Source organism: Pseudomonas sp. NBRC 111123, assembly GCF_001320205.1.
In the GTDB taxonomy this organism is placed as follows: Bacteria; Pseudomonadota; Gammaproteobacteria; order Pseudomonadales; family Pseudomonadaceae; genus Aquipseudomonas; species Aquipseudomonas putida_J.
Window position 1 is genome coordinate 18404 of the sequence record NZ_BCAZ01000048.1, and the last position, 26151, is coordinate 44554.

19 protein-coding genes and 1 pseudogene are annotated in these 26151 nt (G+C 65.5%); 10 read left to right on the forward strand and 10 right to left on the reverse strand.

Annotation, left to right across the window (positions count from 1 at the left end):
• Nucleotides 1-188 precede the first annotated feature (188 nt).
• The 3 genes from APH27_RS20885 to APH27_RS20895 all read left to right on the forward strand — a co-directional run bounded on the left by APH27_RS20885 (nt 189) and on the right by APH27_RS20895 (nt 4768).
• Entirely contained in the window at nt 189-1811 is a 1623-nt protein-coding gene (locus tag APH27_RS20885) for an acyl-CoA synthetase (protein WP_027920378.1), read from the forward strand.
• Nucleotides 1812-1829: 18 nt separating this feature from the next.
• Nucleotides 1830-3599 carry an acyl-CoA dehydrogenase C-terminal domain-containing protein gene (locus tag APH27_RS20890; protein ID WP_060485789.1) on the forward strand — a complete coding sequence of 590 codons (1770 nt, stop codon included), beginning with the start codon at nt 1830-1832 and terminating at the stop codon, nt 3597-3599.
• A gap of 161 nt (nt 3600-3760) precedes the next feature.
• Entirely contained in the window at nt 3761-4768 is a 1008-nt protein-coding gene (locus APH27_RS20895) for a FecR family protein (RefSeq protein WP_060485790.1), read from the forward strand.
• A gap of 4 nt (nt 4769-4772) precedes the next feature.
• On the opposite strand, the gene APH27_RS20900 is transcribed toward APH27_RS20895, so the two are convergent.
• The gene (locus APH27_RS20900; RefSeq protein ID WP_060485791.1) at nt 4773-6092 is read right to left on the reverse strand and encodes a Na+/H+ antiporter family protein; all 1320 of its coding nucleotides are present in this window, start codon (nt 6090-6092) and stop codon (nt 4773-4775) included.
• Between the two features lie 708 nt (nt 6093-6800).
• Between APH27_RS20900 and APH27_RS27240 the strand changes: the two are divergent.
• Nucleotides 6801-7868 (forward strand): annotated as a pseudogene (locus APH27_RS27240) (HAMP domain-containing protein); the annotation flags it as partial.
• A 102-nt stretch (nt 7869-7970) separates the two neighbouring features.
• Nucleotides 7971-8726, forward strand: coding sequence for a methyl-accepting chemotaxis protein (locus APH27_RS27245; protein WP_371260267.1), 756 nt, complete (start codon nt 7971-7973; stop codon nt 8724-8726).
• Here the strand turns inward: APH27_RS27245 and APH27_RS26935 are convergent.
• Together APH27_RS26935 and APH27_RS26940 are read right to left on the reverse strand one after the other, a co-directional pair.
• The gene (locus tag APH27_RS26935) at nt 8711-9724 is read right to left on the reverse strand and encodes a S8 family serine peptidase (protein ID WP_256250666.1); all 1014 of its coding nucleotides are present in this window, start codon (nt 9722-9724) and stop codon (nt 8711-8713) included. The genes APH27_RS27245 and APH27_RS26935 overlap by 16 nt on opposite strands.
• A 46-nt stretch (nt 9725-9770) precedes the next feature.
• Complete coding sequence (locus APH27_RS26940) at nt 9771-10649, reverse strand: hypothetical protein (protein ID WP_060485793.1); 879 nt, start codon at nt 10647-10649, stop codon at nt 9771-9773.
• A 169-nt stretch (nt 10650-10818) separates the two neighbouring features.
• Here APH27_RS26940 and APH27_RS20920 point away from each other — a divergent pair, with 169 nt between their 5' ends.
• Both APH27_RS20920 and APH27_RS20925 read left to right on the forward strand, forming a co-directional pair.
• Nucleotides 10819-11835 carry an ABC transporter substrate-binding protein gene (locus APH27_RS20920; protein WP_027920384.1) on the forward strand — a complete coding sequence of 339 codons (1017 nt, stop codon included), beginning with the start codon at nt 10819-10821 and terminating at the stop codon, nt 11833-11835.
• Nucleotides 11832-12680, forward strand: coding sequence for a proline/glycine betaine ABC transporter permease (locus APH27_RS20925; protein WP_027920385.1), 849 nt, complete (start codon nt 11832-11834; stop codon nt 12678-12680). The genes APH27_RS20920 and APH27_RS20925 overlap by 4 nt, the downstream gene beginning before the upstream one ends.
• Nucleotides 12681-12738: 58 nt before the next feature.
• Here APH27_RS20925 and APH27_RS20930 read toward each other — a convergent pair whose 3' ends face one another.
• The gene (locus APH27_RS20930; protein WP_060485794.1) at nt 12739-14226 is read right to left on the reverse strand and encodes an aldehyde dehydrogenase family protein; all 1488 of its coding nucleotides are present in this window, start codon (nt 14224-14226) and stop codon (nt 12739-12741) included.
• 773 nt (nt 14227-14999) lie between these two features.
• On the opposite strand from APH27_RS20930, the gene msuE reads away from it, so the two are divergent.
• The 3 genes from msuE to sfnR are packed head-to-tail and all read left to right on the forward strand — an operon-like array spanning nt 15000 to nt 17864.
• On the forward strand, nt 15000-15560 hold the full coding sequence (msuE, locus tag APH27_RS20935; protein WP_027920387.1) for an FMN reductase: 561 nt from the start codon (nt 15000-15002) through the stop codon (nt 15558-15560).
• Between the two features lie 9 nt (nt 15561-15569).
• Nucleotides 15570-16754, forward strand: coding sequence for an acyl-CoA dehydrogenase family protein (locus APH27_RS20940; RefSeq protein ID WP_060485795.1), 1185 nt, complete (start codon nt 15570-15572; stop codon nt 16752-16754).
• Between the two features lie 9 nt (nt 16755-16763).
• Nucleotides 16764-17864, forward strand: a complete 1101-nt coding sequence (gene sfnR, locus APH27_RS20945; protein WP_060485796.1) for a sigma54-dependent transcriptional activator SfnR — start codon at nt 16764-16766, stop codon at nt 17862-17864.
• A gap of 82 nt (nt 17865-17946) precedes the next feature.
• Here the strand turns inward: sfnR and APH27_RS20950 are convergent, their stop codons facing one another.
• The 6 genes from APH27_RS20950 to APH27_RS20975 form a co-directional block, all read right to left on the reverse strand.
• Nucleotides 17947-19329 carry an MFS transporter gene (locus APH27_RS20950; protein WP_060485797.1) on the reverse strand — a complete coding sequence of 461 codons (1383 nt, stop codon included), beginning with the start codon at nt 19327-19329 and terminating at the stop codon, nt 17947-17949.
• Entirely contained in the window at nt 19326-20537 is a 1212-nt protein-coding gene (locus APH27_RS20955; RefSeq protein ID WP_060485798.1) for an acyl-CoA dehydrogenase family protein, read from the reverse strand. Before APH27_RS20955 ends, APH27_RS20950 begins: the two co-directional genes overlap by 4 nt.
• Before the next feature lie 166 nt (nt 20538-20703).
• Nucleotides 20704-22416 (reverse strand): ABC transporter ATP-binding protein, encoded by a 1713-nt coding sequence (locus APH27_RS20960; protein ID WP_060485799.1) that lies wholly within the window; start codon nt 22414-22416, stop codon nt 20704-20706.
• On the reverse strand, nt 22413-23276 hold the full coding sequence (locus APH27_RS20965) for an ABC transporter permease (RefSeq protein WP_060485800.1): 864 nt from the start codon (nt 23274-23276) through the stop codon (nt 22413-22415). Before APH27_RS20965 ends, APH27_RS20960 begins: the two co-directional genes overlap by 4 nt.
• A complete protein-coding gene (locus APH27_RS20970) occupies nt 23273-24259 on the reverse strand; it encodes an ABC transporter permease (protein ID WP_060485802.1) in 987 nt (328 codons plus the stop codon). Before APH27_RS20970 ends, APH27_RS20965 begins: the two co-directional genes overlap by 4 nt.
• Nucleotides 24256-25848, reverse strand: coding sequence for an ABC transporter substrate-binding protein (locus APH27_RS20975; protein WP_371262728.1), 1593 nt, complete (start codon nt 25846-25848; stop codon nt 24256-24258). The genes APH27_RS20970 and APH27_RS20975 overlap by 4 nt, the downstream gene beginning before the upstream one ends.
• Nucleotides 25849-26151 lie beyond the last annotated feature (303 nt).

A 26151-nucleotide genomic window follows, 5' to 3' on the forward strand; every position in this document is an offset into this window, starting at 1 on the left:
TGCTCGTTCTTATAGTAGTTTTACTATATTGCTATAGTCGATATTCCATCTACGATAGCGGTTCGCGTAAAACTGCGACAGGGGCAAGCCGCCATCGGCGCGCTGCCCGCACCCTGATCAGAGCTAACAATCAGCCACCGGGGGGCCACACGCACAGGCTGCGTCTGTCTCCCCTACAGGATTACCGTATGTCGATCTTCGCCCAGGGCCTGATGCCCGCTGCCGTCAACCACGTTGCCCTCACCCCGCTGAGCTTCATCGAACGCACCGCCGCCGTCTACGGCAGCTACCCGGCCGTGATCCACGGTGCCATTCGCCGCGATTGGCGCCAGACCTACCAGCGTTGCCGGCGCCTGGCCAGCGCCCTGGCCGGGCGCGGCGTGGGCCGTGGCGACACGGTGGCGGTGATGCTGCCGAACATTCCGGCCATGCTCGAAGCGCACTTTGGCGTACCCATGATCGGCGCCGTGCTCAACACCCTCAACGTACGCCTGGACGCCGAGGCCATCGCCTTCATGCTCCAGCACGGCGAGGCCAAGGTGCTGATCACCGACCGCGAGTTCCACACTGTGATCGCCGCCGCCCTGGCCTTGCTCGAACACCCACCGCTGGTGGTCGATGTGGATGACCCCGAGTACGGCGAAGGCTGTGCCGTCAGCGACCTCGACTATGAAGCGCTGCTGGCCGAAGGCGACCCGGATTTCGCCTGGGAATGGCCCGAAGACGAATGGCAGGCGATCTCGCTGAACTACACCTCGGGCACCACCGGCAACCCCAAGGGCGTGGTCTACCACCACCGTGGCGCCTACCTGAACGCCATCGGCAACCAGATGACCTGGGCCATGGGCCATCGCCCGGTGTACCTGTGGACCTTGCCGATGTTCCACTGCAACGGCTGGTGCTACCCCTGGACCATCACCGCGCTGGCCGGCACCCATGTGTTCCTGCGCCGGGTCGACCCACAGAAGATCCTCACCCTGATCCGCGAACATCGGGTCAGCCACCTGTGCGGCGCGCCGATCGTGCTCAACGCCCTGGTTAACATGCCAGACGCCGCCAAGGCTGCCATCGAGCACCCGGTGCAGGCCATGGTTGCCGGTGCTGCCCCGCCGGCCAAGGTCATCGGCGCGGTCGAGCAGATGGGCATTCGGGTCACCCACACCTATGGCCTGACCGAAGTCTACGGGCCAGTCACCGTCTGCGCCTGGCATGAAGAATGGGACGACCTGCCGCTGGAAGAGCGGGCGCGGATCAAGTCGCGCCAGGGCGTGCGCTACCCCACCCTCGACGGCCTGATGGTCGCTGACCCGCAAACCTTGCAACCCGTACCGCAAGACGGCAGCACCCTGGGCGAAATCTTCATGCGTGGCAACACGGTGATGAAGGGCTACCTGAAAAACCCTGAGGCCACCGCCGAGGCCTTCCGTGGCGGCTGGTTCCACACCGGTGACCTGGCGGTCTGGCACGCCGACGGCTATGTCGAGATCAAGGACCGGCTCAAGGACATCATCATTTCCGGTGGCGAGAACATCTCGACCATCGAAGTCGAAGACACCCTGTACAAGCACAACGCCGTGCTCGAAGCCGCCGTGGTCGCCCGTGCCGACGACAAGTGGGGCGAGACGCCCTGCGCCTTCGTCGCCCTCAAGCCCGGCCACGAGCACACCCGCGAGAGCGACATCATCAGTTGGTGCCGCGAGCACCTGGCCGGGTTTAAGGTGCCAAAGACCGTGGTCTTCGGCGAGTTGCCCAAGACCTCCACCGGCAAGATCCAGAAATACGTCCTGCGCGACCGCGCCAAGGCCCTGTGAACCGATATCGAGCCTGACATGACCGACTACACCGCCCCACTGCGCGACATGCGCTTCATCCTCCATGACGTGTTTCAGGGCCCTGCCCTGTGGGCGCGCCTGCCTGCCCTGGCCGAGCGCGTCGACGGCGAAACCGCCGATGCCATTCTTGAAGAAGCCGCCAAGGTCACCGGCCAGTTGATCGCCCCGCTCAGCCGTAACGGCGACGAACAAGGCGTGCGCTTCGACGCAGGCCAAGTCACCACCCCGGACGGTTTTCGCGAGGCCTGGCGGACCTACCGTGAAGGCGGCTGGGTCGGCCTGGGTGGCAACCCCGAATATGGCGGCATGGGCATGCCGAAAATGCTCGGCGTGCTGTTCGAAGAAATGCTCTACGCCGCCGACTGCAGCTTCAGCCTGTATTCAGCGCTTAGCGCCGGCAGTTGCCTGGCCATCGATGCCCATGCCAGCGCAGCGCTGAAGGCGACCTACCTGCCGCCACTCTACGAAGGCCGCTGGGCCGGCACCATGTGCCTGACAGAGCCGCACGCCGGTACCGACCTTGGGCTGATCCGCACCCGCGCCGAACCACAGGCCGACGGCAGCTACCTGATCAGCGGCAGCAAGATCTTCATCACCGGCGGCGAACAGGACCTGACCGAAAACATCGTCCACCTGGTGCTGGCCAAACTGCCAGACGCCCCCGCCGGGGCCAAGGGCATCTCGCTGTTCCTGGTGCCCAAATACCGGGTCGAGGCCGACGGCAGCCTTGGCCCGCGCAACGCCGCCCACTGTGGCTCGATCGAGCACAAGATGGGTATCAAGGCTTCGGCCACCTGCGTAATGAACTTCGACGGCGCCATGGGTTACCTGGTCGGTGAGCCGAACAAAGGCCTGGCGGCGATGTTCACCATGATGAACTACGAGCGCCTGTCCATCGGCATCCAGGGCATCGGCTGCGCCGAAGCGTCGTACCAGAGCGCTGCACGCTACGCCAACGAGCGCCTGCAGAGCCGCGCCGCCAGTGGCCCGCAGCGGCCAGAACGGGTCGCCGACCCGATCATCGAGCATGGCGATGTGCGGCGCATGCTGCTGACCATGCGCGCCTTCACCGAAGGCGGCCGTGCCTTCGCCGCCTATGTCGGCCAGCAGCTGGACCTGGCGCGCTACGCCGAAGATGCCGGTGAACGCGAGCATGCCCAGCGCCTGGTGGCCCTGCTGACCCCGGTGGCCAAGGCGTTCTTCACCGACAATGGCCTGGAAAGCTGCGTGCTAGGCCAACAGGTGTATGGCGGCCATGGTTACATCCGCGAGTGGGGCCAGGAGCAACGTGTGCGCGACGTGCGCATTGCGCAGATCTACGAAGGCACCAACGGCATCCAGGCCCTCGACCTGCTGGGGCGCAAGGTGCTGGCCGATGGTGGCCAGGCCCTGGCGTGCTTTGCCGCTGAGGTTCGGTCCTTCAGTGCCGCTGCAGCGCTGCACCGCGAAGCCTTGCAAGCCAGCCTGGCGCGCCTGGAGGCCACCAGCGAATGGCTGCGGGCACGGGCGCGCGAGGACGCCAACCTGGTCAATGCCGTGGCAGTGGAATACCTGCACCTGTTCGGCCTGACCGCCTATGCCTACATGTGGGCGCGCATGGCTGCCGTGGCCCAGGCCCGGCACGCTGAAGACCCGGCCTTCCATGGTGCCAAGCTGGCCTGCGCGGCGTTTTTCTTCCAGCGCCTGCTGCCGCGCAGCCTGGCCCTGGATGCCAGCATCCGCGCCGGTAGTGCCAGCCTGTACGCGATGACGGCCGAGCAGTTCTGAGCCGGCAAGGGAGCGCTTCGCGCTTGCCGCGAAGCGTTCTCAAACGCTGGAAATCCCTTGCGAAACCGACGAAAAACACACATAACTGATAGTCATTCGCCATTACCTCGGTTCTCGGGAGCCCCTTTGCAGGGGTAGAATGCGCAAAACCCGGAGCCACGATGAACCAAGACCGCCTCAATCCCAGCCCAGACGATGCCATCACCGACGCCGCCGCGCACTGGTGCATGCGCCTGCACGCCGACGATTGCTCGCGGGTCGAACGTGAAGCCTTCGCCCGCTGGCTGGCGGCCGACCCGCGTCACGCGGAGGAATACCAGGCGATGCTGGAAATCTGGCAAACCGCCGACCAGCTGCCCCGCACTGCCACGGTCATCGACTTCAACCCGCCAGCGCGGCACGTAGCACGGGCTCGCCACTGGCGGCCACTGGCTTCGGCTGCGGCGCTGGCCCTGCTGGTACTGCCGCTGGCCGGTTGGGTGGGCTGGGAGCAAGGTTGGCTGCCCAACCATTACCAGCATTTCGAAGCCGGCAACGACATGCAGACCGTGCAGTTGAGCGACGGCAGCACCGTCGAGCTCAACCTGCACACCGAACTGACCTACCTCAACTACAAGGACCAGCGTCAGGTCACGCTCAAGCGTGGCGAAGCCTTCTTCAAGGTGCAGCACGACAGCAGCCACCCGTTCATCGTCCGCGCCGGGCGCGGCCAGACCCGCGTCACCGGTACCCAGTTCAATGTCTGGAAGTACCAGGACCAGGTCAAGGTCACGCTGGTGCAGGGATCGGTACTGGTCAGCAGCGATGGCAGCGCTGGCGGCTACCGCCTTGGCCCTGGCATGCAGGCCAGCTATCACACCGGTGACTTCGAGCCACAACTGGCCGACAACAACGATTACGACAACAGCCTGGCCTGGCGCAACGGCAAGCTGGTGCTCGACAACCTGAGCCTGGAGCAGGCCCTGCCGGTAATCAACCGCTACCTCGACGCCCCGCTGCTGCTGGCCGACCCCGGCACCGGGCGCATCCGCATCAGCGGCATCTACAACACCCGCGAGGTTGGGCGGCTGGTGGACAACCTGCCCAAGGTGCTGCCTATCTACCTGACCCGCAGCAAGGACGGCAGCACCGTCCTCAACAGCATCTCCCCGCCACCCGGCAAAGGCTGACGCCCTACAGCGTCATCGCCGCCAGCCAGCCGAACGCCAGCAACGGCAGGTTGTAGTGGATGAAGGTGGGGACCACGGTGTCCCAGATGTGGTGATGCTGGCCATCCACGTTCAGCCCCGAAGTCGGGCCGAGGGTCGAGTCCGAAGCCGGCGAGCCGGCATCGCCCAGGGCACCTGCGGTACCGACGATGCACACCGTGGCCAGCGGGTCGAAGCCCAGTTGCACGCACAGCGGCACGAAGATCGCCGCCAGGATGGGGACGGTCGAGAACGACGAACCGATGCCCATGGTCACCAGCAACCCCACCAGCAGCATCAGCAAGGCGCCAATGCCCTTGCTGTGGTCGATCCACTGCGCTGAAGTCGCGACCAGGCTGTTGACCTCGCCAGTGGCCTTCATCACATCGGCAAAACCGGAAGCGGCGATCATGATGAAGCCGATCATGGCCATCATCTTCATGCCTTCGGTGAACAGGTCGTCGGTTTCCTTCCAGCGCACGATCCCCGACAGCGAGAAGATCAGGAAGCCGACCATGGCGCCGATGATCATCGAGTCCAGCCACAGTTGCACGACGAACGCCGCAGCGATCGCCAGCCCCGCCACCAACAGGGTCAGCGGGTTGTACTGCACACTGACCTGCTCGACCTGCTCGATGCGCGCCAGGTCGTAGTCACGCTTCTTGCGGTAGCTGATGAACACCGCCAGCAGCAGGCCGGCGAACATGCCGGCCGCCGGGATGGCCATGGCATGGGTGACATTGACCCCGCTGACATCGACCCCGGCCCGGGCGACGTTGGCCAGCAGGATCTGGTTGAGGAAAATGTTGCCAAAGCCCACCGGCAGGAACATGTACGGCGTGATCAGGCCGAAGGTGATCACGCAGGCGATCAGCCGGCGGTCGATGCGCAGGCGAGTCAGCACGTACAAAAGTGGCGGCACCAGCAGCGGGATGAAGGCGATGTGGATGGGCAGGATGTTCTGCGACGACACCGCCACCACCAGCATCAGGCCGATCAGCAGCCATTTGACCTTGCCGCCATGGGCATGGCCCTGGCGGTCGATCATGCTCAGGGCGCGGTCGGCCAAGGCATGGGCCAGGCCCGATTTGGCGATGGCCACGGCGAAGGCGCCGAGCAAGGCGTAGGACAGTGCCACCGTGGCGCCGCCACCCAAGCCTCCGTTGAAGGCCTTGAGCGTGCCTTCGACCCCAAGGCCGCCGACCAGGCCACCGACCAGTGCGCCGATGATCAGGGCGATGACCACGTGCACGCGGGACAGGCTGAGTATCAGCATGATGCCGACCGCGGCGATCACTGCATTCATGGTTGGGGGTTCCTCATTAGTGGCAGACAAAAAAGCGCGCACTCTGAAGGAGTGGGCGCGATATGTCAAAAGCGCCATATTGCGGCGTATTTCGCTGTCATTTTAAATTGAATGTTTGAATAAAGAAAAAATGGGCAGGGCCGATATAGGGGGGATGCTGAAAGGTCCCTACCTTGAGGTTTGCAGCGCCTGTGAGACCGAGCGCCGCCCGCGCGGCGCATCGCGGATGAATCCGCTCCTACATTTGTTGCAACGTGGCCATGCCTGTAAGGCCATGGTTGTCAGCCGGCTTGCACGACTCAAGACATGCGCCAAGGCTGGCAACCATGGCGTAACAGGTTCGGCACGTTGCAACAAATGTAGGAGCGGATTCATCCGCGATGCGCCGCGCGGGCGGCGCTCGGTCTCACAGGCGCTGCAAACCTCAAGACAAACACCTCCCAGCCCCAACACCAAAACCCTTACTGCCAGAAAAAGGGACTCGCCCCCATGCCTTTGCGACAACTTTCCATCCAGTGGAAAATCACCCTGCTCGCCGGTCTCTGCCTCGCCGGCATCGTCACCCTGCTGGTCGGCCTCTCGCTGTACCGCATGGACCACAGCTCGGACCTGGTCAAGGCCAGCAGCATGCAGATGCTCACCGAAGCCGCGCAGGCGCGCATTGAATCGCAAGGCGAAGTGCAGGCCCTGAACATCCGCCGTCAGTTCATGGACGCCTACCAGTACGGCGCCGGTTTCTCGCGCCAGGTGCTGTTCCTGCGTGAACAGGCGGAAAAACGCTTCCTCGACGCCTTCGACCTGCGCGAAGACCTGACCCGCCAGGTGCGCGCCGCGCTGCAGGCCAACCCTGACCTGCTTGGCCTGTCGCTGGTGTTCGAGCCCAATGCGCTGGACAACAAGGACAGCCTGTTCGCCGGTAAACCCGAGCTGGGCAGCAACGAGACCGGGCGCTTCGCCCTGTACTGGTCGCAGCCGCGCGCCGGCCAGCTGACCGCCATGGCCCTGCCCGAACACGACATGGCCAACACCGAGATCGGCCCCAGCGGCCAGCCGGCAAACACCTGGTGGAGCTGCCCGCGCAGCACCGGCAAAGTCTGCGTGGTGGAGCCGTACTTCTATGACATCGACGGCCAGCGCGTGCTGATGACCAGCATCGTCTTCCCGCTGGCGGTCAACGGCAAGATCATTGCCACCCTGTCCATCGACATCAACCTCAACAGCCTGCAGGCCCTTAGCCAGGACGCCAGCCGCAGCCTCTACGAGGGCCGCACCACGGTCGGCATCCTCAGCCCGGTCGGCCTGTTGGCCGGCTACAGTGCCGACGCCAGCAAGCTGGCCCAGCGCTTTGACCAGGTCGACCCGCGCCAAGGCGCCGAACTGGTGCGCAAACTGGCCAATGGCAAGCTCAGCATCCTCCATGACCAGGCACGCCTGAAAGTGCTGGCAGCCTTCGAACCGATCCCCGGCGCCCAGCCCTGGGGCGTGCTGCTGGATGTGCCGGAAAATGCCCTGACCGGCCCCGCCGAAGCGCTCAAGCAAGAGCTGGACACCCTGAACACCAGCGGCACCCTGCTGGAGCTGGGCCTGGGCCTGGCTGCCGCGATCGCCGGCCTGCTGCTGGTGTGGCTGATGGCCCGGGGCGTGACCAGGCCGATCCTCGGCGTGGCGGCGATGCTCAAGGACATCGCCAGCGGCGAAGGCGACCTGACCCGCCGTCTGACCTATGACAAGCGCGATGAACTCGGCGAGCTGGCCGGCTGGTTCAACCGCTTCCTCGACAAGCTGCAACCGACCATCGCCGAGGTCAAACGCTCGGTGCAGGCCGCCCGCGGCACCGCCGACCAGTCCTCGGCCATCGCCACTGAAACCAGTGCCGGCATGGAGCAGCAGTACCGCCAGGTCGACCAGGTGGCCACTGCCTCCCACGAAATGAGCGCCACCGCCCAGGACGTCGCCCGCAGCGCCGCCCAAGCCGCGCAAGCTGCGCGCGAGGCCGACCAGGCCACCCGCGAAGGCCTGGCGGTGATCGACCGCACCACCACCAGCATCGATGCCCTGGCCGCCAACATGAGCGCGGCCATGACCGAAGTCGAAGGCCTGGCGCAGAACAGCGAGAAGATCGGCTCGGTGCTGGAGGTGATCCGTTCGATCGCCGAACAGACCAACCTGCTGGCGCTCAACGCCGCCATCGAGGCGGCCCGTGCCGGTGAGGCCGGGCGTGGCTTTGCCGTGGTCGCCGACGAAGTGCGCAACCTGGCCCAGCGCACCCAGGAGTCGGTGGAAGAAACCCGCCAGGTGATCGAAGCCCTGCAAGCCGGCACCCGCGATGTGGTCGGCAGCATGGACCACAGCCACCGCCAGGCCCAGGGCGGTGTCGAGCAGGTCGGCCAGGCCGTGACCGCGCTGCAGCGCATCGGCCAGGCGGTGAGCGTGATCACCGACATGAACCTGCAGATCGCCTCGGCCGCCGAGGAGCAGAGCGCGGTGGCCGAGGAGATCAACAGCAACGTGGCGACCATCCGCGATGTCACCGAGTCGCTGTCGGGGCAGGCCAACGAATCAGCGCGGGTCAGCCAGTCGCTGAACAGCCTGGCCAACCAGCAGCAGGCGTTGATGGATCAGTTCCGGGTCTGACCCTGCGGCGCGCAGTCGTCGCCGCAGAAACCATCATCCGGCAGGTGAAACCTGCCGGCCTGCAGGATCTGATCGAGCAACACCAAGGCGCCCAGCACGTTCGGCCGGGCGCCCATCGGCAACTTGTCGCTAGCAGGCAACGTGGCATCCTTGTAGCCAGACTGCATCACCAGCAGGTGCATCTGGTTGGCGTTCAGGTACAGGTGGTGCTGTTCGATGGCGTAGGACTGGATCAACGCCAGTGCGCCAGTCACCAGCGGCGTGGCGCTGGAGGTGCCGCCATAGTTGTCGGTGTAGTCGCGGTCGTGTCCGTCCTTGTTTTGCAGAACGCCGTAACCCAGCGTCGCGACACTGTCGCCCCAGGCATTGAGCATCCGGTAGCGGTAGTTGTAATTGGAGTACTGATGGGGTTTGCCATCCCAGGAATGGCAGGCGCCCACCAGAATCGCGTCGGCGTCGCCGTGGTCGTCGAAGTAACGCCACTGCTCCAGGTCCACCCCATAGCCTGCGGTCGTGCCAGCGCGGTCATCGGCCGCACTCGTGCCGTTGCACGCGGCATTCAGTACCACCGCGCCACGCTGGCTCAACGCCTGCATGACATCCCACCAGGTCTTGTCGTGCAGCGATGGCAGGAAAGTACCCAAAACGTTGAGGTTGGCCGTCTGCCGGTTGACCGCAACGATATCTCCAGCCCTTGTATAAGCCAGCAGTTTCTTCAGCGTCTGTGAGTAACCACGCGCATCGTGGGCACGATTGTCATACAGATACAGTTCGGCCGCATGGCAGACACCGGTCATGCCGAATCCGTTATCCCGCGCCAGCAGCACACCGACCGATGCAGTACCGTGGTCTGGATCTTTGTTGACTGATGGCGGGATGACCTTCAACTTCGGGTTGCCACGCAGATCTTCATGGTTGGCATGCAGGCCGCCATCGGAAAAATGCACCCGTGCACCTTTACCCTTCACCCCGGCCTCCCAGGCCTTGCGAACGTTCAAACCTTGGTACCTGGCATCGGGGGCGCCCAGGTAATGCTGCAAGGCTTCAAAGTCCGGGGTAAGGCTGCGCCTGCTCAAAGGCATTGGTGCCGGCGACATATGCAGCGCCCGTGAGCAGCGTCGCAATGACGCCGGCAGCTCCAAGCAGCACATTGCCCGGCTCGACCTGTGGAGGCACAAAGGCCGTGGCCTCGACGTAATCCAGTGCCTCCAGGGTCTGGATCAACGCGACAAACGTGTCGTTGAGCATGCTGTGGGGCTGCTCGATCCAGTAATGATTGGCAAGCACGTGAAAGCGCTCATCTTCCCGCTCCTGCTGGTCCAGAAACGGTTGCACATCAAGCAGCTCCCGCAGCCCTGGCCAATACCTCGCCAATATCGAGGTGGCATCAGGCTCCAGATCGGCCATGAGCTGCGCGTACCCTCCTTCGCCAAACACCACGATCAACGCCGGGTAACGCTGGCCCTGCGGACGATGCGCGAATGCAGGTGCTGCCTGCACAGACCGCTTGCGCCGCGTGGCGGCTGAAGGCAGCGGCACGCTGTCGAGGATGCGCCGGGTCGGCTCGCCTTGGCCGATGTCAATGGCCAGAGGCTCAGGACGCAGTGTGGCATCGGCGTCGGCACCGAGGTTCAGCTTGAGGATTTCACTGTCCACCAATGTAATCTGCGGCCTGATCCTGTAGCTGCCCGCCACCGCCTCGCAGTTCAAGGTGGCCGGGCAACCATGGTTGGCAACCTTGCCGCTAGTCACCTGCGAAGCCACCGTAATGCCGTCGAGGTGGACCACACCTTCGGCTCCGATGCGCTCCAGCAGGTAATGAATGGACTTGACCTTGTGCAGGTCGTCACCGCTGCAACGCACATGAAAATGCCCATCGAAGGTGAAATTCCGGTAATACACGAAATCCAGATTCAAGCTCATCTCGTACTCCTGTCGTCGCTACCGCCCTGCGAATGCGGGCAAGGGGGCGAAGCCTTGCAGCCACTACCATTCATTGACAGACAGAAGCTGTTCCGCAGTTGGTGCCAAGGTGCCTTGAGCGGTGGACTACACTTGCCCGGCACAAGGAGCGACAACCTTCGAGGTCCTGATGAAAAAAGTTACAACGCTGCTGGCCGGCCTGTTGCTTGCAGTAGGCCTGGCCAGCACCGACAGCGCCGCCTCGGCAGAAGCCCGCGCGCCCATCCACTTCGGCGCCATCAATTGGGAAAGCGGCGCGCTGACCACCGAGATCCTGCGCCTGATTGTCGAGCGCGGCTACGGCTACCCCACCGACACCCTCCCCGGCAGCACCGTGAGCATGGAAGTGGCGCTGGCGCGCAACGACCTGCAGGTGATCGCCGAAGAATGGGCCGGGCGCAGCCCCGCCTGGGTCAAGGCCGAGCAGGCCGGCCAGGTGTTCGCGTTGGGCGACACGGTGAAAAACGCCGAAGAAGGCTGGTGGGTGCCGGCCTATGTGATCAAGGGCGACCCGGCTCGCGGGCTGAAGCCGCTGGCACCAGAACTGCGCAGCGTTGAGGACCTCAAACGCTACCCGCAGGTGTTCCGCGACCCCGAGATGCCCGACAAGGGCCGCTTCCTCAACAGCCCCAGCGGCTGGACCTCCGAAACCGTCAACAGCCAGAAGCTCAAGGCCTATGGGCTCGACGGCCTGTACAACAACTTCCGCAGTGGCTCGGGCGCCGCGCTGGACGCCGAAATCGGCTCGGCCATCCGCCGCGGCCAGCCGGTGCTGTTCTATTACTGGAGCCCCACTCCACTGATTGGCCGCTACGACCTGGTGCGGCTGCAGGAGCCAGCATTCGATGCCGCGGCCTGGGCCACCCTGACCGACGCGAAAAACCCCAACCCCAAAGGCAGCCAGTCGTTGCCGGCAAAGCTGTCGGTCGGTGTGTCCAAAGCTTTTCGCGATGGCTACCCAGAACTGGTAGCGGTGTTCGAGAAGGTCGACCTGCCCATCGACCGGCTCAACAAGGCCCTGGCCGAGATGAACGAAAAGCGCCAGCAGCCCGCCGATGCCGCCAAGGCCTTCCTGCGCGCCAACCCGGATGTATGGAAGGCCTGGCTACCCGCTGACGTGGCCAGCAAGGTCGAGGCCAGCCTGTGAGTGGTGGCTTCCCCGCTGCCCTGCAAGTGTCATTCGCCGACGCGATCAACCGCCTGGTCGACTGGCTCGTGCTGCACTACGGCGACCACCTGCGCAGCGTCTCCGACCAACTGCTGCAACTGCTGGTGGGCCTGGAGAACCTGCTGCGCCTGATGCCCTGGTGGCTGTTGCTGCTATTGGTCGGCCTGCTCGCCTGGCACGCCAGCCGCAGCCTGCTGCGCAGCGTGGTGCTGGTTGCGCTGCTGGCGTTCATCGGCATGCTCGGGCTGTGGGACAAACTGCTGCAGACCCTGGCCCTGGTGCTGGTCAGTACCGGCCTGTGCGTGCTGGTCGGTGTGCCGCTGGGCATTCTCCTGGCCACCCGCCCGCTGGCCCGGCGCATGCTGATGCCGGTGCTGGACGTGATGCAGACGCTGCCGGCCTTCGTCTACCTGATTCCGGTGCTGATGCTGTTTGGGCTGGGCAAGGTACCGGCGGTGTTCGCCACCGTCATCTACGCCCTGCCGCCGTTGGTAAGGCTGACCGAGCTGGGCCTGAGCCAGATCGACCCCTCGTTGCTGCAGGCCGCCCACGGCCTGGGTGCCGGCCGCTGGCAACGGCTGCGGCGCGTCGCCCTGCCGCTGGCGTTGCCAAGCATCATGGCCGGGCTCAACCAGTCGGTGATGATGGCCTTGTCGATGGTGGTGGTGGCGTCGATGATCGGTGCCCGTGGGTTGGGTGAGGATGTACTGGCGGGGATCCAGACGCTCAATGTCGGCCAAGGGGTGGAAGCGGGGTTGGCCATCGTCGCACTGGCGATGGTGATCGACCGCATCAGCCAGGCCTATGGGCGCAGCACCCGCTAAACGCGATTGTTTGTAGGAGCGGCCTTGCCGGGGCGCTCCTACAGGAGTGCGCGTCAGTTCAGTACCTGATCATTACCGACTTCAACTCGGTGTAATCCTCGATGAATGCACTGCCGAACTCACGCCCCACCCCCGAGGCCTTGGTCCCGCCAAACGGCACCGCCGGGTCGAGGAAGGTGTGCATGTTGACCCACACCGTGCCAGCCTCGATCTGCGGAATCAGCCGCAGTGCCTTGGACAGGTCGTTGGTCCACAGGCTGGCGGTCAGGCCGTACGGGCTGTCGTTCATCAGCTCGACCAATTCTTGCTCATTGTCGAACGGCAACACACAGACGATCGGCCCAAAGGTTTCCTCATGCAGCAACGGGTCGTTGGCACCCTTGGCCAGCACCACCGTCGGTTCGACGAAGTACCCCGGCCGGTCAACCGCCCTGGCACCACAGATCACCGTGTTGTTGGCCCGCGCTCGCTCGAAGAAGCCAAGAATCTTCTGCAGGTGCGCGGCATTGGCCAGCGGCCCGAACTGCGCCTCAGGGTCCAGTGCCGAGCCGATCTTCATCTGCCCCAGCGCCGCGCCCAGCTTGCAGGTGAATTCCTCGACCTTGCTATGGTGCACATAAAGGCGCTCGGGCGATGCGCACACCTGCCCCTGGTGCACGTAGGCCGTTTGCACGATACCGGCCACCGCGCCGTCGACATCGACATCGGCCAGCAGTGCAGCGGCATTCTTGCCGCCCAGTTCCAGGGTGGCGCGGGTCAGGTTGGCCGCCATGGCCGCCTTGCCCACGGCAATGCCGGTCGGCACGGAACCGGTGAAGGCCACCTTGGCCACGTCCGGATGCTCGATCAGCCGCTGCCCGGCCTGGCCACGGCCATTGAGCACGTTGAACGCGCCCGCCGGCACACCGGCTTCGATGGCCAGTTCAGCGATACGCAGCAGCGTCAGCGGGGTGAACTCGCTGGGCTTGATGACGATGGTGCAACCGGTGACCAGCGCCGAGGCGATCTTCCAGATGCCGATCATCACCGAGAAATTCCACGGCACGATCCCGGCCACCACCCCTACCGGCTCGCGCAGGGTGAACGCGGTGTAGCGTTCGCCGGCGAACGACGGGATCGACGGCGTCATGGTCTGCCCGGTGATCTTGCTCGCCCAACCGGCGAAGTAGCGCAGGAACACCACGCTCTGGGCGATCTCAAGGCCGCGGGTGAGGTTGATCGACTTGCCCGAGCACAGGGTTTCCAGCTGCGCGAGCTCTTCGGCATTGGCCTCGATCAGATCGGCCAGGCGGTTCAGCACCACACCTTTCTGATAGGGCGAAGTTTCGGCCCAGGCGCCCTTGAAGGCTTGCCGCGCACTGCGCACCGCCCGTTCGATCTCGGCATCGGTGGCCTCGGCCACCCGGCCGATGACCGCTGCGCTGGACGGGTCATGGATATCGATCGACGGCCCCGCCTCACCCGCCAGGTACTGGCCCTCGATGAAGTGGCCATGGGGCCTGTCGAGGAACTCGACCACGGCAGGTAACAGCTGGATATCGCTCATGACATGACTCCTGGAGGCAGTGCAAAAAAAGTGTGCCGGCCGATCTTCAAACGCCCGCCTACCCGCCTGCCAGCCCCGTATGGCGTTTTGTCAGGCAGCCTCAAGAGAATGTCACGCTGGCCAAATCGCCGCGCCAGACGGCTCGGCACACTGCGTTCACTGAATCACGCAAGCGTTGTTCCTTTCAGCCCGCTCGGTCAGCGGGCTTTTTTTATGCCTTGAGATCTTCTGTGCCTGTGAGATCGAGCGCCGCCCGCGCGGCGCATCGCGGATAAATCCGCTCCTACATTTGTTGCAACGTGGCCATGTCTGTCAGGCCATGGCTGTCAGCCTTGTTTGCAAGGCTCAAGACATGCGCCAAGGCAGGCGACCATGGCGTTGCAGGTTCGGCACGTTGCAACAAATGTAGGAGCGGATTCATCCGCGATGCGCCGCGCGGGCGGCGCTCGATCTCATCAGCGCAAAACATCTAAAGGCAGGCACCTGTGTGCCCCCGACACCCTCCCGCGACGAACCTGAAAAAAATCGCATAAGAATATAAATTCTTATTCTTTTTTATTAAAAAACAATTCCGCTATAACTCTCCCAACTGTACAGCCGCCAACATCAGGCCAACTGTCTGCAGCGCAACACCTGATCAACAAACAACGCCCACAAGGCAACACCGGTGGCGCTCTTAAATACGCAACCTGTTGATCTACAACGAATTAATAACTCGGCACGACGATTGCTCAAGCAAAGTCCCCCGCTCAACAAGAACCGGAGACCTGCCCATGAGCACCCCACTGAACGTCGTTGCCCTTTCAGGTGGCACTGCCCGCCCATCTCGCACCCTGACCCTGACCGAGGCCATCGTCACCGAACTGGGCCAGCACCTGCATATCAAGCCGCACCTGATCGAACTGGGTGACATCGCCCGGCCATTGGGCGCCGCGCTGTGGCGCAGCGAACTGCCCGATGCCGTGGAGCAGCAGCTGCGCCTGGTGGAAAAGGCCGACTTGCTGGTGGTGGCCGCGCCGGTCTACCGCGGCAGCTTCCCAGGCCACTTCAAGCACCTGTTCGACCTGATCGGCCAGGACGCACTGGTCGACACCCCAGTGCTGCTCGCCGCGACCGGTGGCAGCGAACGCCACGCACTGGTGCTCGATCACCAACTGCGCCCGCTGTTCAGCTTCCTGCAGGCCCTGACCCTGCCGATCGGCGTCTACGCCAGCCAGGCCGAGCTTGCCGATTACCGGGTTTCCAGCGATGCCCTTGATGCGCGCATCCGCCTGGCCGCCGAACGCGCCGTGCCGTTGTTCGGCGCCCATCACGCACTCCGTCAAAGCGCCTGAGGAGCCGCCATGAATGCACCCTTGCATGCGGCCCGCCCGGCACTGGCAGTAGCGCGGGAACTGGCCATGCAGTTCGCCCAGACCGCGGTGGAGCGCGACGAGCGCGGTGGCACGCCCAAGGCCGAACGCGATGCCCTGCGCAGCAGCGGTTTGCTGTCGCTGGTGATTCCACAGGCGTTCGGCGGCCAGGGTGCGAACTGGCATGACACCTTCGAGGTGGTACGCGAGTTCGCCCGGGTCGACAGTTCGCTTGCCCATGTGTTCGGCTTCCACCACCTGATGCTGGCCACCGTTCGCCTGTTCTCGCGCCCGGACCAGTGGCAACCCTGGTTCGAGCAGACCGCGCGCAAGCACTGGTTCTGGGGCAACGCACTCAACCCGCTGGACACCCGCACCGTGGTCAAGCATTTCGACGGCTGGTGCGAGTTCTCTGGCAAGAAGAGCTTCTGCTCCGGCGCCAGCGACTCGGAGATGCTGATCGCCTCGGCGGTGGACGAGCGTGCCGGCGGCAAGCTGCTGATCGCCGCCATCCCCAGCGGGCGCACCGGCATCACCCTGCACAACGACTGGAACAACATCGGCCAGCGCCAGACCGACAGTGGCAGCGCCACCTTCGAACGGGTACGCGTCGAACACGGCGAACTGCTGCTCGACCCCGGCCCGTTGAGCACACCGTTCGCCGCCCTGCGCCCGCTGATCGCCCAGTTGCACTTCGCCAACCTGTTCCTTGGCATTGCCGAAGGTGCCTTCGACGAAGCACGCCAATACAGCCTCAAGGAAAGCCGGCCGTGGTTCCGCTCAACAGCTGCCAGCAGCGCCGAAGACCCTTACGTGCTGCGCCACTACGGTGAGTTCTGGGTGGGCCTTGAGAGCGTGCGCCTGCTGATCGCCCGCGCCGCCCGCCAGCTCGACAACGCCTGGGCCAAGGAGCAGGCGCTCTGCGCCGAGGAACGCGGCGACCTGGCCCTGGCCATCGGCACTGCCAAGGTCGCGGCCACGCGCCACGGCCTGGACATCTGCAACCGCCTGTTCGAGGTCACAGGCGCCCGCGCCACCCACGCTTCACTGCGCTTCGACCGACACTGGCGCAACCTGAGGACGCAAACCCTGCACGACCCGGTGGATTACCGTATCCACGAGCTCGGCGAGTGGGCCCTCGGCGGCAAGCGCCCCGCCCCATCCTTCTATTCCTAAGGATCGCTCATGCAACTGCTGACCCTCCCCCCGTCACCGACACTGGCTACCTCGATCAGGGCGACCGCGCAGGTCTTCGAAGACCCAAGGTCGCAGGCGCTGCTCGCCCACCTGCAACAGGTCGCTCCCAGCGAGGCCAGCGTCCTGATCATTGGCGAAACCGGCACGGGCAAGGAGCTGGTCGCGCGCCACATCCACAACCTCAGCGGCCGGCGCAACGGCCCGTTCGTCGCGGTCAACTGCGGTGCGTTCTCCGAGTCGCTGGTCGAGGCCGAGCTGTTCGGCCATGAAAAAGGCGCCTTCACCGGCGCCCTGGCGGCCAAGGCCGGCTGGTTCGAAGAGGCCAATGGCGGCACGCTGTTCCTCGACGAGATCGGTGACCTGCCGCTGCCGATCCAGGTCAAGCTGCTGCGCGTGTTGCAGGAGCGCGAAGTGGTACGCCTGGGTTCGCGCAAGAGCATCCCGATCAATGTGCGGGTGCTGGCGGCGACCAACGTGCAACTGGAGAAAGCGATCAATGCCGGGCACTTCCGTGAAGACCTGTACTACCGGCTGAATGTGGTGACCTTGCAGCTGCATCCACTGCGTGACCGGCCGGGGGACATCCTGCCATTGGCCCGGCACTTCATCCGCAGCTACAGCGAGCGGCTGGGCTACGGGCCGGTGGAGCTGAGCCCCAAGGCCCAGGCCAAGCTGGTCGAATACAGCTGGCCAGGCAATATTCGTGAGCTGGAGAACGTCATCCACCACAGCCTGCTGACCTGCGGCGACGGGCTGGTGCAAGCCCAGGACCTGCGTTTGTCCAACCTGCGCCTGGAGCGCCAGGAGGATGAACTTGCCAGCCATGGCGTGGAGGATCTGCTGCAACAGGCGTTCAGCCGGTTGTATGAAGAACAGCCCGGGGACTTGTACGAGAAGGTCGAAAATGCCCTGCTGCGTTCGGCGTACCACTTCTGCCATTACAACCAGGTGCATACCGCGCAGTTGCTGGGGTTGTCGCGCAACGTCACACGCACGCGGCTGATTGCGATCGGGGAGCTGGTGGTGAACAAGCGCCGGGCGCAGGAAGAGCCGGTGCTGGATGCTCGGGTGGTGCAGTTGTCGATCTGAAAAGGTGGATGTCTATGCCGTCCTCTCGCGGATAAATCCGCTCCTACACCAATCCTGTAGGCGCGGATTTATCCGCGAACCGTCAGCCCGCCAGTCGTCGGAACACCAGCGCCGACGATCCGCACATTGCTGCACACAGCAGCATCACCGTGGCGATATCCGTCACTGAAGTTTCACTGCGCCCATCAACGCCGGCCAGTACACCCAACAGCACCCCGGCCAGGCTCACCGACATGGCCATGGTCAGCTGCACCGACATCGCCGACAGCGAACTGGCCGCCGCCGAGCGCTCACCGGGTACGTCCTGATAACTGGCAGCACCCAAGGTCGAGAACTGCAGTGAGCGCACCAACCCCGCCGCGAACAGCACCACCGCCATCAGCCAGACCGCGGTATCGCGATCAAAGCCGGCACACAGGGCAATCCCCGCAGCGCTGGCCACGGCATTGCAGCTGAGCACCCGTCGGTAGCCATAGCGCCGCACCAACGGTACCGCCAACAGCTTCATCAGCAGCGCCCCCAGGCCACCGCTGACCACCAGCCAACCGGCCGCCAGCGGGCTCATGCCCAGGGAGTGCTGCAACAACAGCACGATCAGGAACGGCTGCGCCGCCGAGCCGAGGCGAAACAGCCCGCCGCCGGCCTGGGCCACGCCAAAACTGCGCAAGCGCAACAGCGAAAGATCGACCAGTGGGCTGGGGTGGCGCCGCGCATGCAGCAGGTAGCCCAGGGTGCAGGCCAGGCCAGCGGCAACCAGCGCCAGGGCCCAGGCCCGTGGCAATTGCCCCAGCCCCAGCGACTCCAGGCCGAACACCAGCATGGCCAGGGCGCCACCACTGAGCAACAGCCCGCGCACATCCAGCGGCGGCACCGGCCGTGCCGGGTAGTCCGGCACATGGCGCAGTATCAGCCAACAGCCGACCAGGCAGATCGGCAGGTTGATCAGGAAGATCCAGTGCCACGACAGCACCGTCACTAGCAAGCCGCCAAGCAACGGCCCGATCAGGGGCCCGACCAAGGCCGGCAAGGCCAGCCACGACATGGCCTGCAGCAACTGTTCACGGCTCGACCAGCGCAGGATGATCACCTGCCCCACCGGCGTCATCAACGCCCCCGCCGCGCCCTGCAGCATGCGCCCCAGGCACAGCTGCCAGAGCGTTTCGGCCAGGGCGCAGGCCAGCGAGGCAGCGGTGAACAAGCCCATCGCCAGCAACATCACCTGGCGCGGGCGAAAGCGTTCGGCGGCCCAACCGCTGACCGGCACGCACAGCGCCAGGGCAAGCATGTACAGCGATACCACCAGGTTCATGCGCAGCCCCGGTTCACCGAAGTCGGCGGCCATCTGCGGCAAGGCGGTCATCACCGCCGTGCTGTCGAGCAGTTCCATGAACAGCGCGGCGCCGATGATCACCGGCACCTTGGGGCTTTGCAGATGGCCGGCCAGCAACGCCGGCTGGGCGGTCAAAACAGCCCCGAGACGGGCGGGCGGGTGCCCTTGAGCTGCCAGGCACCGACTACCGCCGCCTTCCACTGGCGCGGGTTGTGGTTGGCCACGGTGCGGGCGTTGCGCCAATGCCGGTCAAGGTTGTGCTGGCGGCCAGTGGTTGAGGCACCGCCCACATCGAACAGGGTTTCGCCCGCCTTGAGCGCCAGCTCGGCCACCAGGTACTGGGCCTGGGCGACCTCGATGGCGGCCTGTTCGACAGCAGCCTCATCCAGCTGCGCGGCCCAGGCCTTGTCGATGCTTGCCGCGGCCTTGCGCACCAGGGCCTCGGCGCCGTAGGCACGGGCGGCGATATCGCCTACCGACAGTTCCACGTAGGGGTCATCCACCGAACGGCTGGCCGTGCTGTGCTTGATCGGCCGGGCATGCTCGCGGGCAAAGCGCGTGGCGTCTTCCAGCGCGTTGCGGGCGATGCCGGCCAGCACGGTACCGAGGAACAGCTGCAGGAACGGGGTGACGACAGTGCGCTTGCCCTCCTCGACGGTACGCGTGCGGATCTCGCTGGCCTCGACCCGCACGTTGCGCAGGTGCGTGGTACCGCTGGCGGTGAGGCGCTGGCCCATGGCGTCGAAGTCGTCGACCAGCTCCAGGCCCTCGCGGTCACGCGGCAGGATGAACGACACCGGCTGCTCGTTCTCGTCCAGGGCCACGGCACTGACGTAATCAGCGAACAAGGCGCCGGTGCTGTAGAACTTGCTGCCGTTGGCGCGGTAGTGCTCGCCCTCGCGTACCAGCCGTGCCGCGATGGAGCCGTTGGCACCGCCCAGTTCCCAGCCGGCATTGCCGATCACCGCGCCTTGCAGGTATCGCGCAAACCAGCGCTCGCGCTCTTGCTCGGCGCCTTCGCCCTGTGCGGCCAACAGGCCTTCGACGAAGGCAAAGCCCGGGCGCAGGGCCTGGGCGACGTTGGAGTCGACTGCAGCGACCTGCAGCAGCAGTTCGATCACATCGCTGACACTGCCGCCAGGGCCGCCGTACTGGGTCGGGATACGCACGGTGTAAAGCCCGGCAGCCGCCAGTTGGCCGATGGCTTCGTGGGGCAGCTGGCGTTCGCGCTCGCGTTGTGCGGCGCCTGCGCCGATGGCTGGCAACAAGGCGACGATGCGGGCCTTCAGTTCTGCGATGTGGGCGGCAGGAGCCTGGGCTGGGAAACGTTGAAATGTGGTCATGGTTCAGTCCTTTAAATGCAGCTTTCAAAAATGAGACGCCCGCCCTTGTGGGAGCGGGTTTACCCGCGAACACCGGCGAAGCCGGTGCCATGCACCGCGTTGCCTGCTTCGCGGGTAAACCCGCTCCCACAGGGGATCGCACCAGCGCTGGGAAATTGAGCAGTCATCAGATCGCGATTTTCCAGAGGCGGGTTTCGTCGAACAGGTCGAAGGCTTCGTGTTCCAGGTCCAGCGGTGGCACCACCAGGGCGGTGCCGCTGCCGGGCAGGCGTGGTACCGCGCCAAGCAGCCGTCGGGTGTATGCGTGGGCCGGGCGGTCGAACAATTGCTCGACCGGTGCCTGCTCCACCACCTGGCCGTGGCGCATCACCAGCACGTCGTCGCTGACATGGCGGATCACCCCCAGGTCGTGGGAAATGAACAGGTAAGCCAGGCCCAGCTCGTCCTGCAGATCAGCCAGCAGATCGAGCACCTGGGCCTGCACCGACACGTCCAGGGCCGAAACCGGTTCATCGCAGATGATCACCTTCGGCTCGCTGGCAATCGCCCGGGCGATCGCCACTCGCTGACGCTGGCCGCCGGACAGTTGCAATGGCCGGCGCTGGGCCAGCTCAGCCGGCAAGCGCACCTGGCCCAGCAGCACGGCAATCCGCGCCGGCCGGGCCGCCGCTTCGATACCGGCCACCTGCAAGGCATCATCAAGAATGTGCGCCACGCTCCAGCGCGGGTCGAACGAGCCCAGTGGGTCCTGGTAGATCACGCTGATCTCGCGGCGCAACGGCCGGCGCACGGCTTCGCTTACGGCATTGGCCGGGCGGTTCCACGGCTGGCCGCGGTACAGCACTTCACCCTGGTCCGGCTGCAACAGGCCGAGGGCAATGCGCGCCACCGTGGTCTTGCCCGAACCGGATTCGCCGACGATGCCCAAGGTGCGCCCGGCGCGCAGGGTGAAGTCGACACCTTGCAGCACCTGGCGAACCAGCCCGTCCGGGCCAAGATAGCGCTTGCCCAGGCCACGCCCTTCCAGCAGCACATCACAGTGAGCGCGCGCACGCGGCTCACGGCGCACGCCTGCCCGCTCCGGTGAAAGCCGGCTGCCACGCGGGTGTTCGGCGGGCACCGCGGCCAGCAGGGCCCGGGTGTAGGGGTGGCGCGGCTGGCGCAGCACCTGCTGCATCGGCCCCTGCTCCACCACGTCACCGTGGCGCAGCACCACCACGTCGTCGGCCAGTTGCGCAACCACCGCCAGGTCGTGGCTGATGATCAGCAGCGAGGCGCCGCGGGCCTTGATCTGCTGGAACACCTCGAGGATCTGCGCCTGCACCGTGGCGTCCAGTGCAGTGGTCGGCTCGTCGGCGATCACCAGCGCAGGGTCCAGGGCCAGGGCACTGGCGATCAATGCGCGCTGACGCAGGCCACCGGACAATTGCCCGGGCCGCTGGCGAGCGCGCAGCTCGACGTCGGGCACACCTACCCGCTCAAGCAACTCGTGCACCCGCGCAGCACGCAACTGACGGTCGCCGTAGCGGTGAGTCTGCAGCACTTCGAGCACTTCCTTGCCTACCGGCCGCAACGGATCGAGCGAAACCAGCGCATCCTGCAGCACGAAGCCGATGTCCTTGCCGCGTACCTCGCGCCACTGGCGCTCGCCTAGGTCGAGCAGGTCATGCCCGGCAAAACTCAGCTGACGGGCGCTCACCTGCGCCTTGGCGCCGGCCAGGCCAACCAGGCTGCGGGCACTGACGCTCTTGCCCGAACCGGACTCGCCGACCAACGCCACGCAGCGCCCCGCCGGCAAGGTGAAGGACAGGTCGCGCACCACACTTTGGCCCGCGAAGGCCACGTTCAAGCCTTCGACGATCAGGGTCTTGTCGTTCATGGCTGGCGGCCCTCCAGGCGTTGTTGGATGTAGCGGCCAGTCACTGTCGTGGCCAAGGTGGTGAGGACGATGAACAGGCCTGGGAAAAAGGTCAGCCACCAGGCATTGGCGATGAAGTCGCGGCCCATGGACAACATGGTCCCCCACTCCGGCGCAGGGGGCCTGGCGCCCAAGCCGAGGAAGCTCAGCGCCGAAGCCCAGACGATGGCTTGACCCACGCCCATGGTCAGCGTCACCACCAGTGGCCGCATCGCGTTTGGCAGCAACTGGCGCAGGACGATGCGCGAGGTCGGGTGCCCCAATGCCCGCGCCGCCTCGATGTAACCGGCGTTGCGCACTGCCAGCACCTGGCCGCGCACCATGCGCGCATAGCCCGGCGCACCCCCCAGCCCGGTGGCGACGATCAGCGGGCCGACGCCGCTGCCGAACACCGCCACGAACAACAGCGCCAGCACCAGGCTGGGGAAGGCGAACAGCACTTCCAGCAACCAGCCCAGCGCGCGGTCCACCCGCGCGCCGCCAAGGCCGCTGAGCAAACCGAGGGTGATGGCGATGGCCATGGCAATGGCGGTGGCCGCCACGCCGATCAGCAGGCTTTGCCGCGCGCCGTGAATGATCCGCGCAAAGATGTCCCGGCCTGACTGGTCGGTACCCAGCCAGTGCGCCCAGCTGGGCGGCTGGAACGCATCACGGGGGACGATGGCCAGCGGGTCGATGCGGGTGAACAGGCCGGGGGCCAGCGCGGCCAGGATCAACGCCGACAGAAACAGGATCGCCAGGCTGGCGCCCAGTGGCGGCAGCGTCCACTGGCGCTGGCGACGCAATGGCGCAAGGGTTCGTTCAAGTGTCAGGTCAGTCATGCTGCAGCCTCCTGTTGCCGTGGGTCGATCCACTGGTACAGCAGGTCGACCAGAATGTTCGCCAGTACGTAACCGGCCGCCACCACCAGGCTGATGCCGATCACCAGGGGCATGTCCTGGGCCTGCACCGCCTGGTACAGCTGCCGGCCGATGCCCTTGCGCGAGAAGATCACCTCGCACACCACCGCACCGCTGATCAACGCGCCGATGGCCCAGCCCGACAGCGAAACGCCAGGCAGCAAGGCATGGCGCAGGGCATGGCGAAAGCGCACGGCCAGGTCGCTGAGCCCCCGTGTGCGAGCCGTGAGCACGAAGGGTTGTTCGAGGGTCAGCTCAAGGGATTCGCGAGTGACCTGGGCAATGAAGCCGGCCAACGGAATCGCCAGCGAGAACGCCGGCAGCACCAGGCTGGCAAAGCTGTCGCTACCGGCAGGCGGGAACCAGCGCAGGCCGAAGGCGAACACGGCCAGCAGCACCACGCCAAGCCAGAAGTGCGGCAAGGCCGCGCTGAGGGTTTCGGCCAGCGACGCGATGCCGCCCACCACCCGGCCACGCCCGGCAGTGACCACCGTCAGCAGCAGGACCAGCAGCCAGGCCAGTACCAACGCGGCGATGGTCAGCTCAAGCGTTGCCCCGCCCTGTTCGAGCAGCACGCGGGTGACCGGCAAGTGCTGCGAGTAGGACACACCCAGGTCACCGTGCAGCAGGCGCCCAAGGTAGAACAGGTATTGCACCGCCAATGGCTGGTCGAGGCCGAACTCGACGCGGGCGGCCTCGATCGCTTCCGGCGTCGGGTTGGCGCTGGGGCCACCGAGAATCGCCAGCACCGGGTCACCTGGCATCAGGCGCAGGGCAAAGAACGTCAGGGTCGCCACTGCCCACAGCACCAGCACGCCGCCGCCCAGCCGGACGGCAGCGCGCCGGCCCAGGGCGGCCAGGCGTTCGCGGCGCGGGTCGCTTATCGCCAGTGTCGTCGTACTCATTTGTTCACCCATGCGTCATAGAGGTAGGTCACCGCCAGCGAAGGCTCCAGGCGCACACCGTGGGCGGTCTTGTAGATGCCCAGGCGCGTGCTCTGCGGGTAGGTGGTGAGTTGCAGGTAGCGCTCGGCGGCCTGTTGCTGCGCCTTGAAGTAGTGCTGACGGCGCTGGTCGGCGTCCTGGGTGGCCAGGGCGCTGTCAAGCAACGCGTCGTAGCCGGGGTCGGCGTAGCCGGAGGAGTTCTGGTGGTAGCCGCCGACCCCGGCCGGTTGCACGAATGCGCTGGTGAAGATGATGCGCAGCACGTCGGGGGTGTTGGTGTTCCAGTAGCCGATGCGGATGTCGTAGTCCCAGGCGGCCTGGCGAGCGGTGACCTGGGCGTCGCTCATCTGGTCGAGCACCAGCTCCAGGCCAGCCTGGCGGGTGGTGGCCTGCACCTGTTCCCACAGGGTCAGCTCCGACGGCGGCGTGCGCGCACCGATCAGCACGACGGCGCGCAGCCGCTGGCCGTTCTTTGTGCGGTAGCCCTCGTTGTCGCGGCCGGTCCAGCCGGCTTCGTCGAGCAGCTTGGCGGCGCGGGCCGGGTCGTAGTCCTGGCTGTGCTCGAAGTCGCCACTGTAGAACGGCGTGGCCATGCTCAGCGGGCCACCGGCGCGGGGGAACTCGCCGAAGTAGACACTTTTGAGCGCACCCTCGACATCGGCGCTACGCACGAAGGCCTCACGCACGCGGCTGTCGTCGAACGGCGCCCGGCGCAGGTTGAAGGTACCGTTGGTGGGGTTGCCCGGGCGCTGGGCGATGATCAGGTCGACGTCGGGGTTGCGCCGTGCCGCCTCGTGGGACTCTGGCGGCAGCGCTTCGATCACGTCGACCTCACCAGCCTGCAGCGAGGCGAAGCGCACCGAGGGTTCCTGGATGAACTTCCAGACGATGCGTTCGAGGTAGGCCGGGCCTTGATGCTGCGCCGTCGGCGGCGCCCAGTTGTAGTCCGGGTTGCGCACCAGTTCCACTTGGTTCTGCCGGTCCCAGCGCACCACCTTGAACGGCCCGCTGCCTACCGGGCTTTCGCAGTTCTCGTCGCGGCTGCGCTGCAGCGCGGTGGGTGACTGGATGCCGAGGAAGCCCTGGGCGAGGACTTCGAGGAACGCGGCGTATGGCGTCGCCAAGGTGACCTCGGCGGTGTAAGGATCAAGGACCTTGGTGCCGCGGTACTGGCGGATGTACCCCCCTGCGGTACTGGACTGGGTCTTGGGGTTGGCCATGTGGTCGAGGTTGGCCTTGACCGCGTCGGCATTGAAGGGGGTGCCGTCGGTGAAGTGCACGTCGCGGCGCAGGTGGAAGGTGTAACGCAGGCCGTCTGGGGAGACTTCCCAGCGGCTGGCAAGCCAGGGGCCGATCTGGCCTTGGCTGTCCATCGAAACCAGCGAGTCGAGGTACTGCTGGGCCACGAACACCTGGGGCATGTCGCCGGCCACGTGGGGGTCCAGGCAGGTGGGCTCGCGGTCGGTCGCGTAGACCAGGGTGCCGCCCTGCTGTGGCGTTGTGCTTTGCGCGGTGTGCTGCCCGGCTTTTTCGCAGCCGAGCAAGGCCAGTGCGGCGCAGAGCGGTATCAGGGGAAGGATGGGTGTGTTCAAGGGCGCTCCTGCGGGGACTGGGCTGTGAAAGGCCTGTTGCAGGAGTTGTGCCGGGTTCAAGGGGTTGATTTTGCTGGGGTTTGGGGGCGATTTGATGCTGGGGCGGGGGCAAAATGTCTGGGGGGTGTTTGGGGGGCAACAGTGTTCGTCGATAGCGAGGTGGCGCCTATGAGGGGCAGCAGTGTTCGTCGATAGCGAGATGGCGCCTATGAGGGGCAGCAGTGTTCGTCGATAGCGAGGTGGCGCCTATGAGATCGAGCG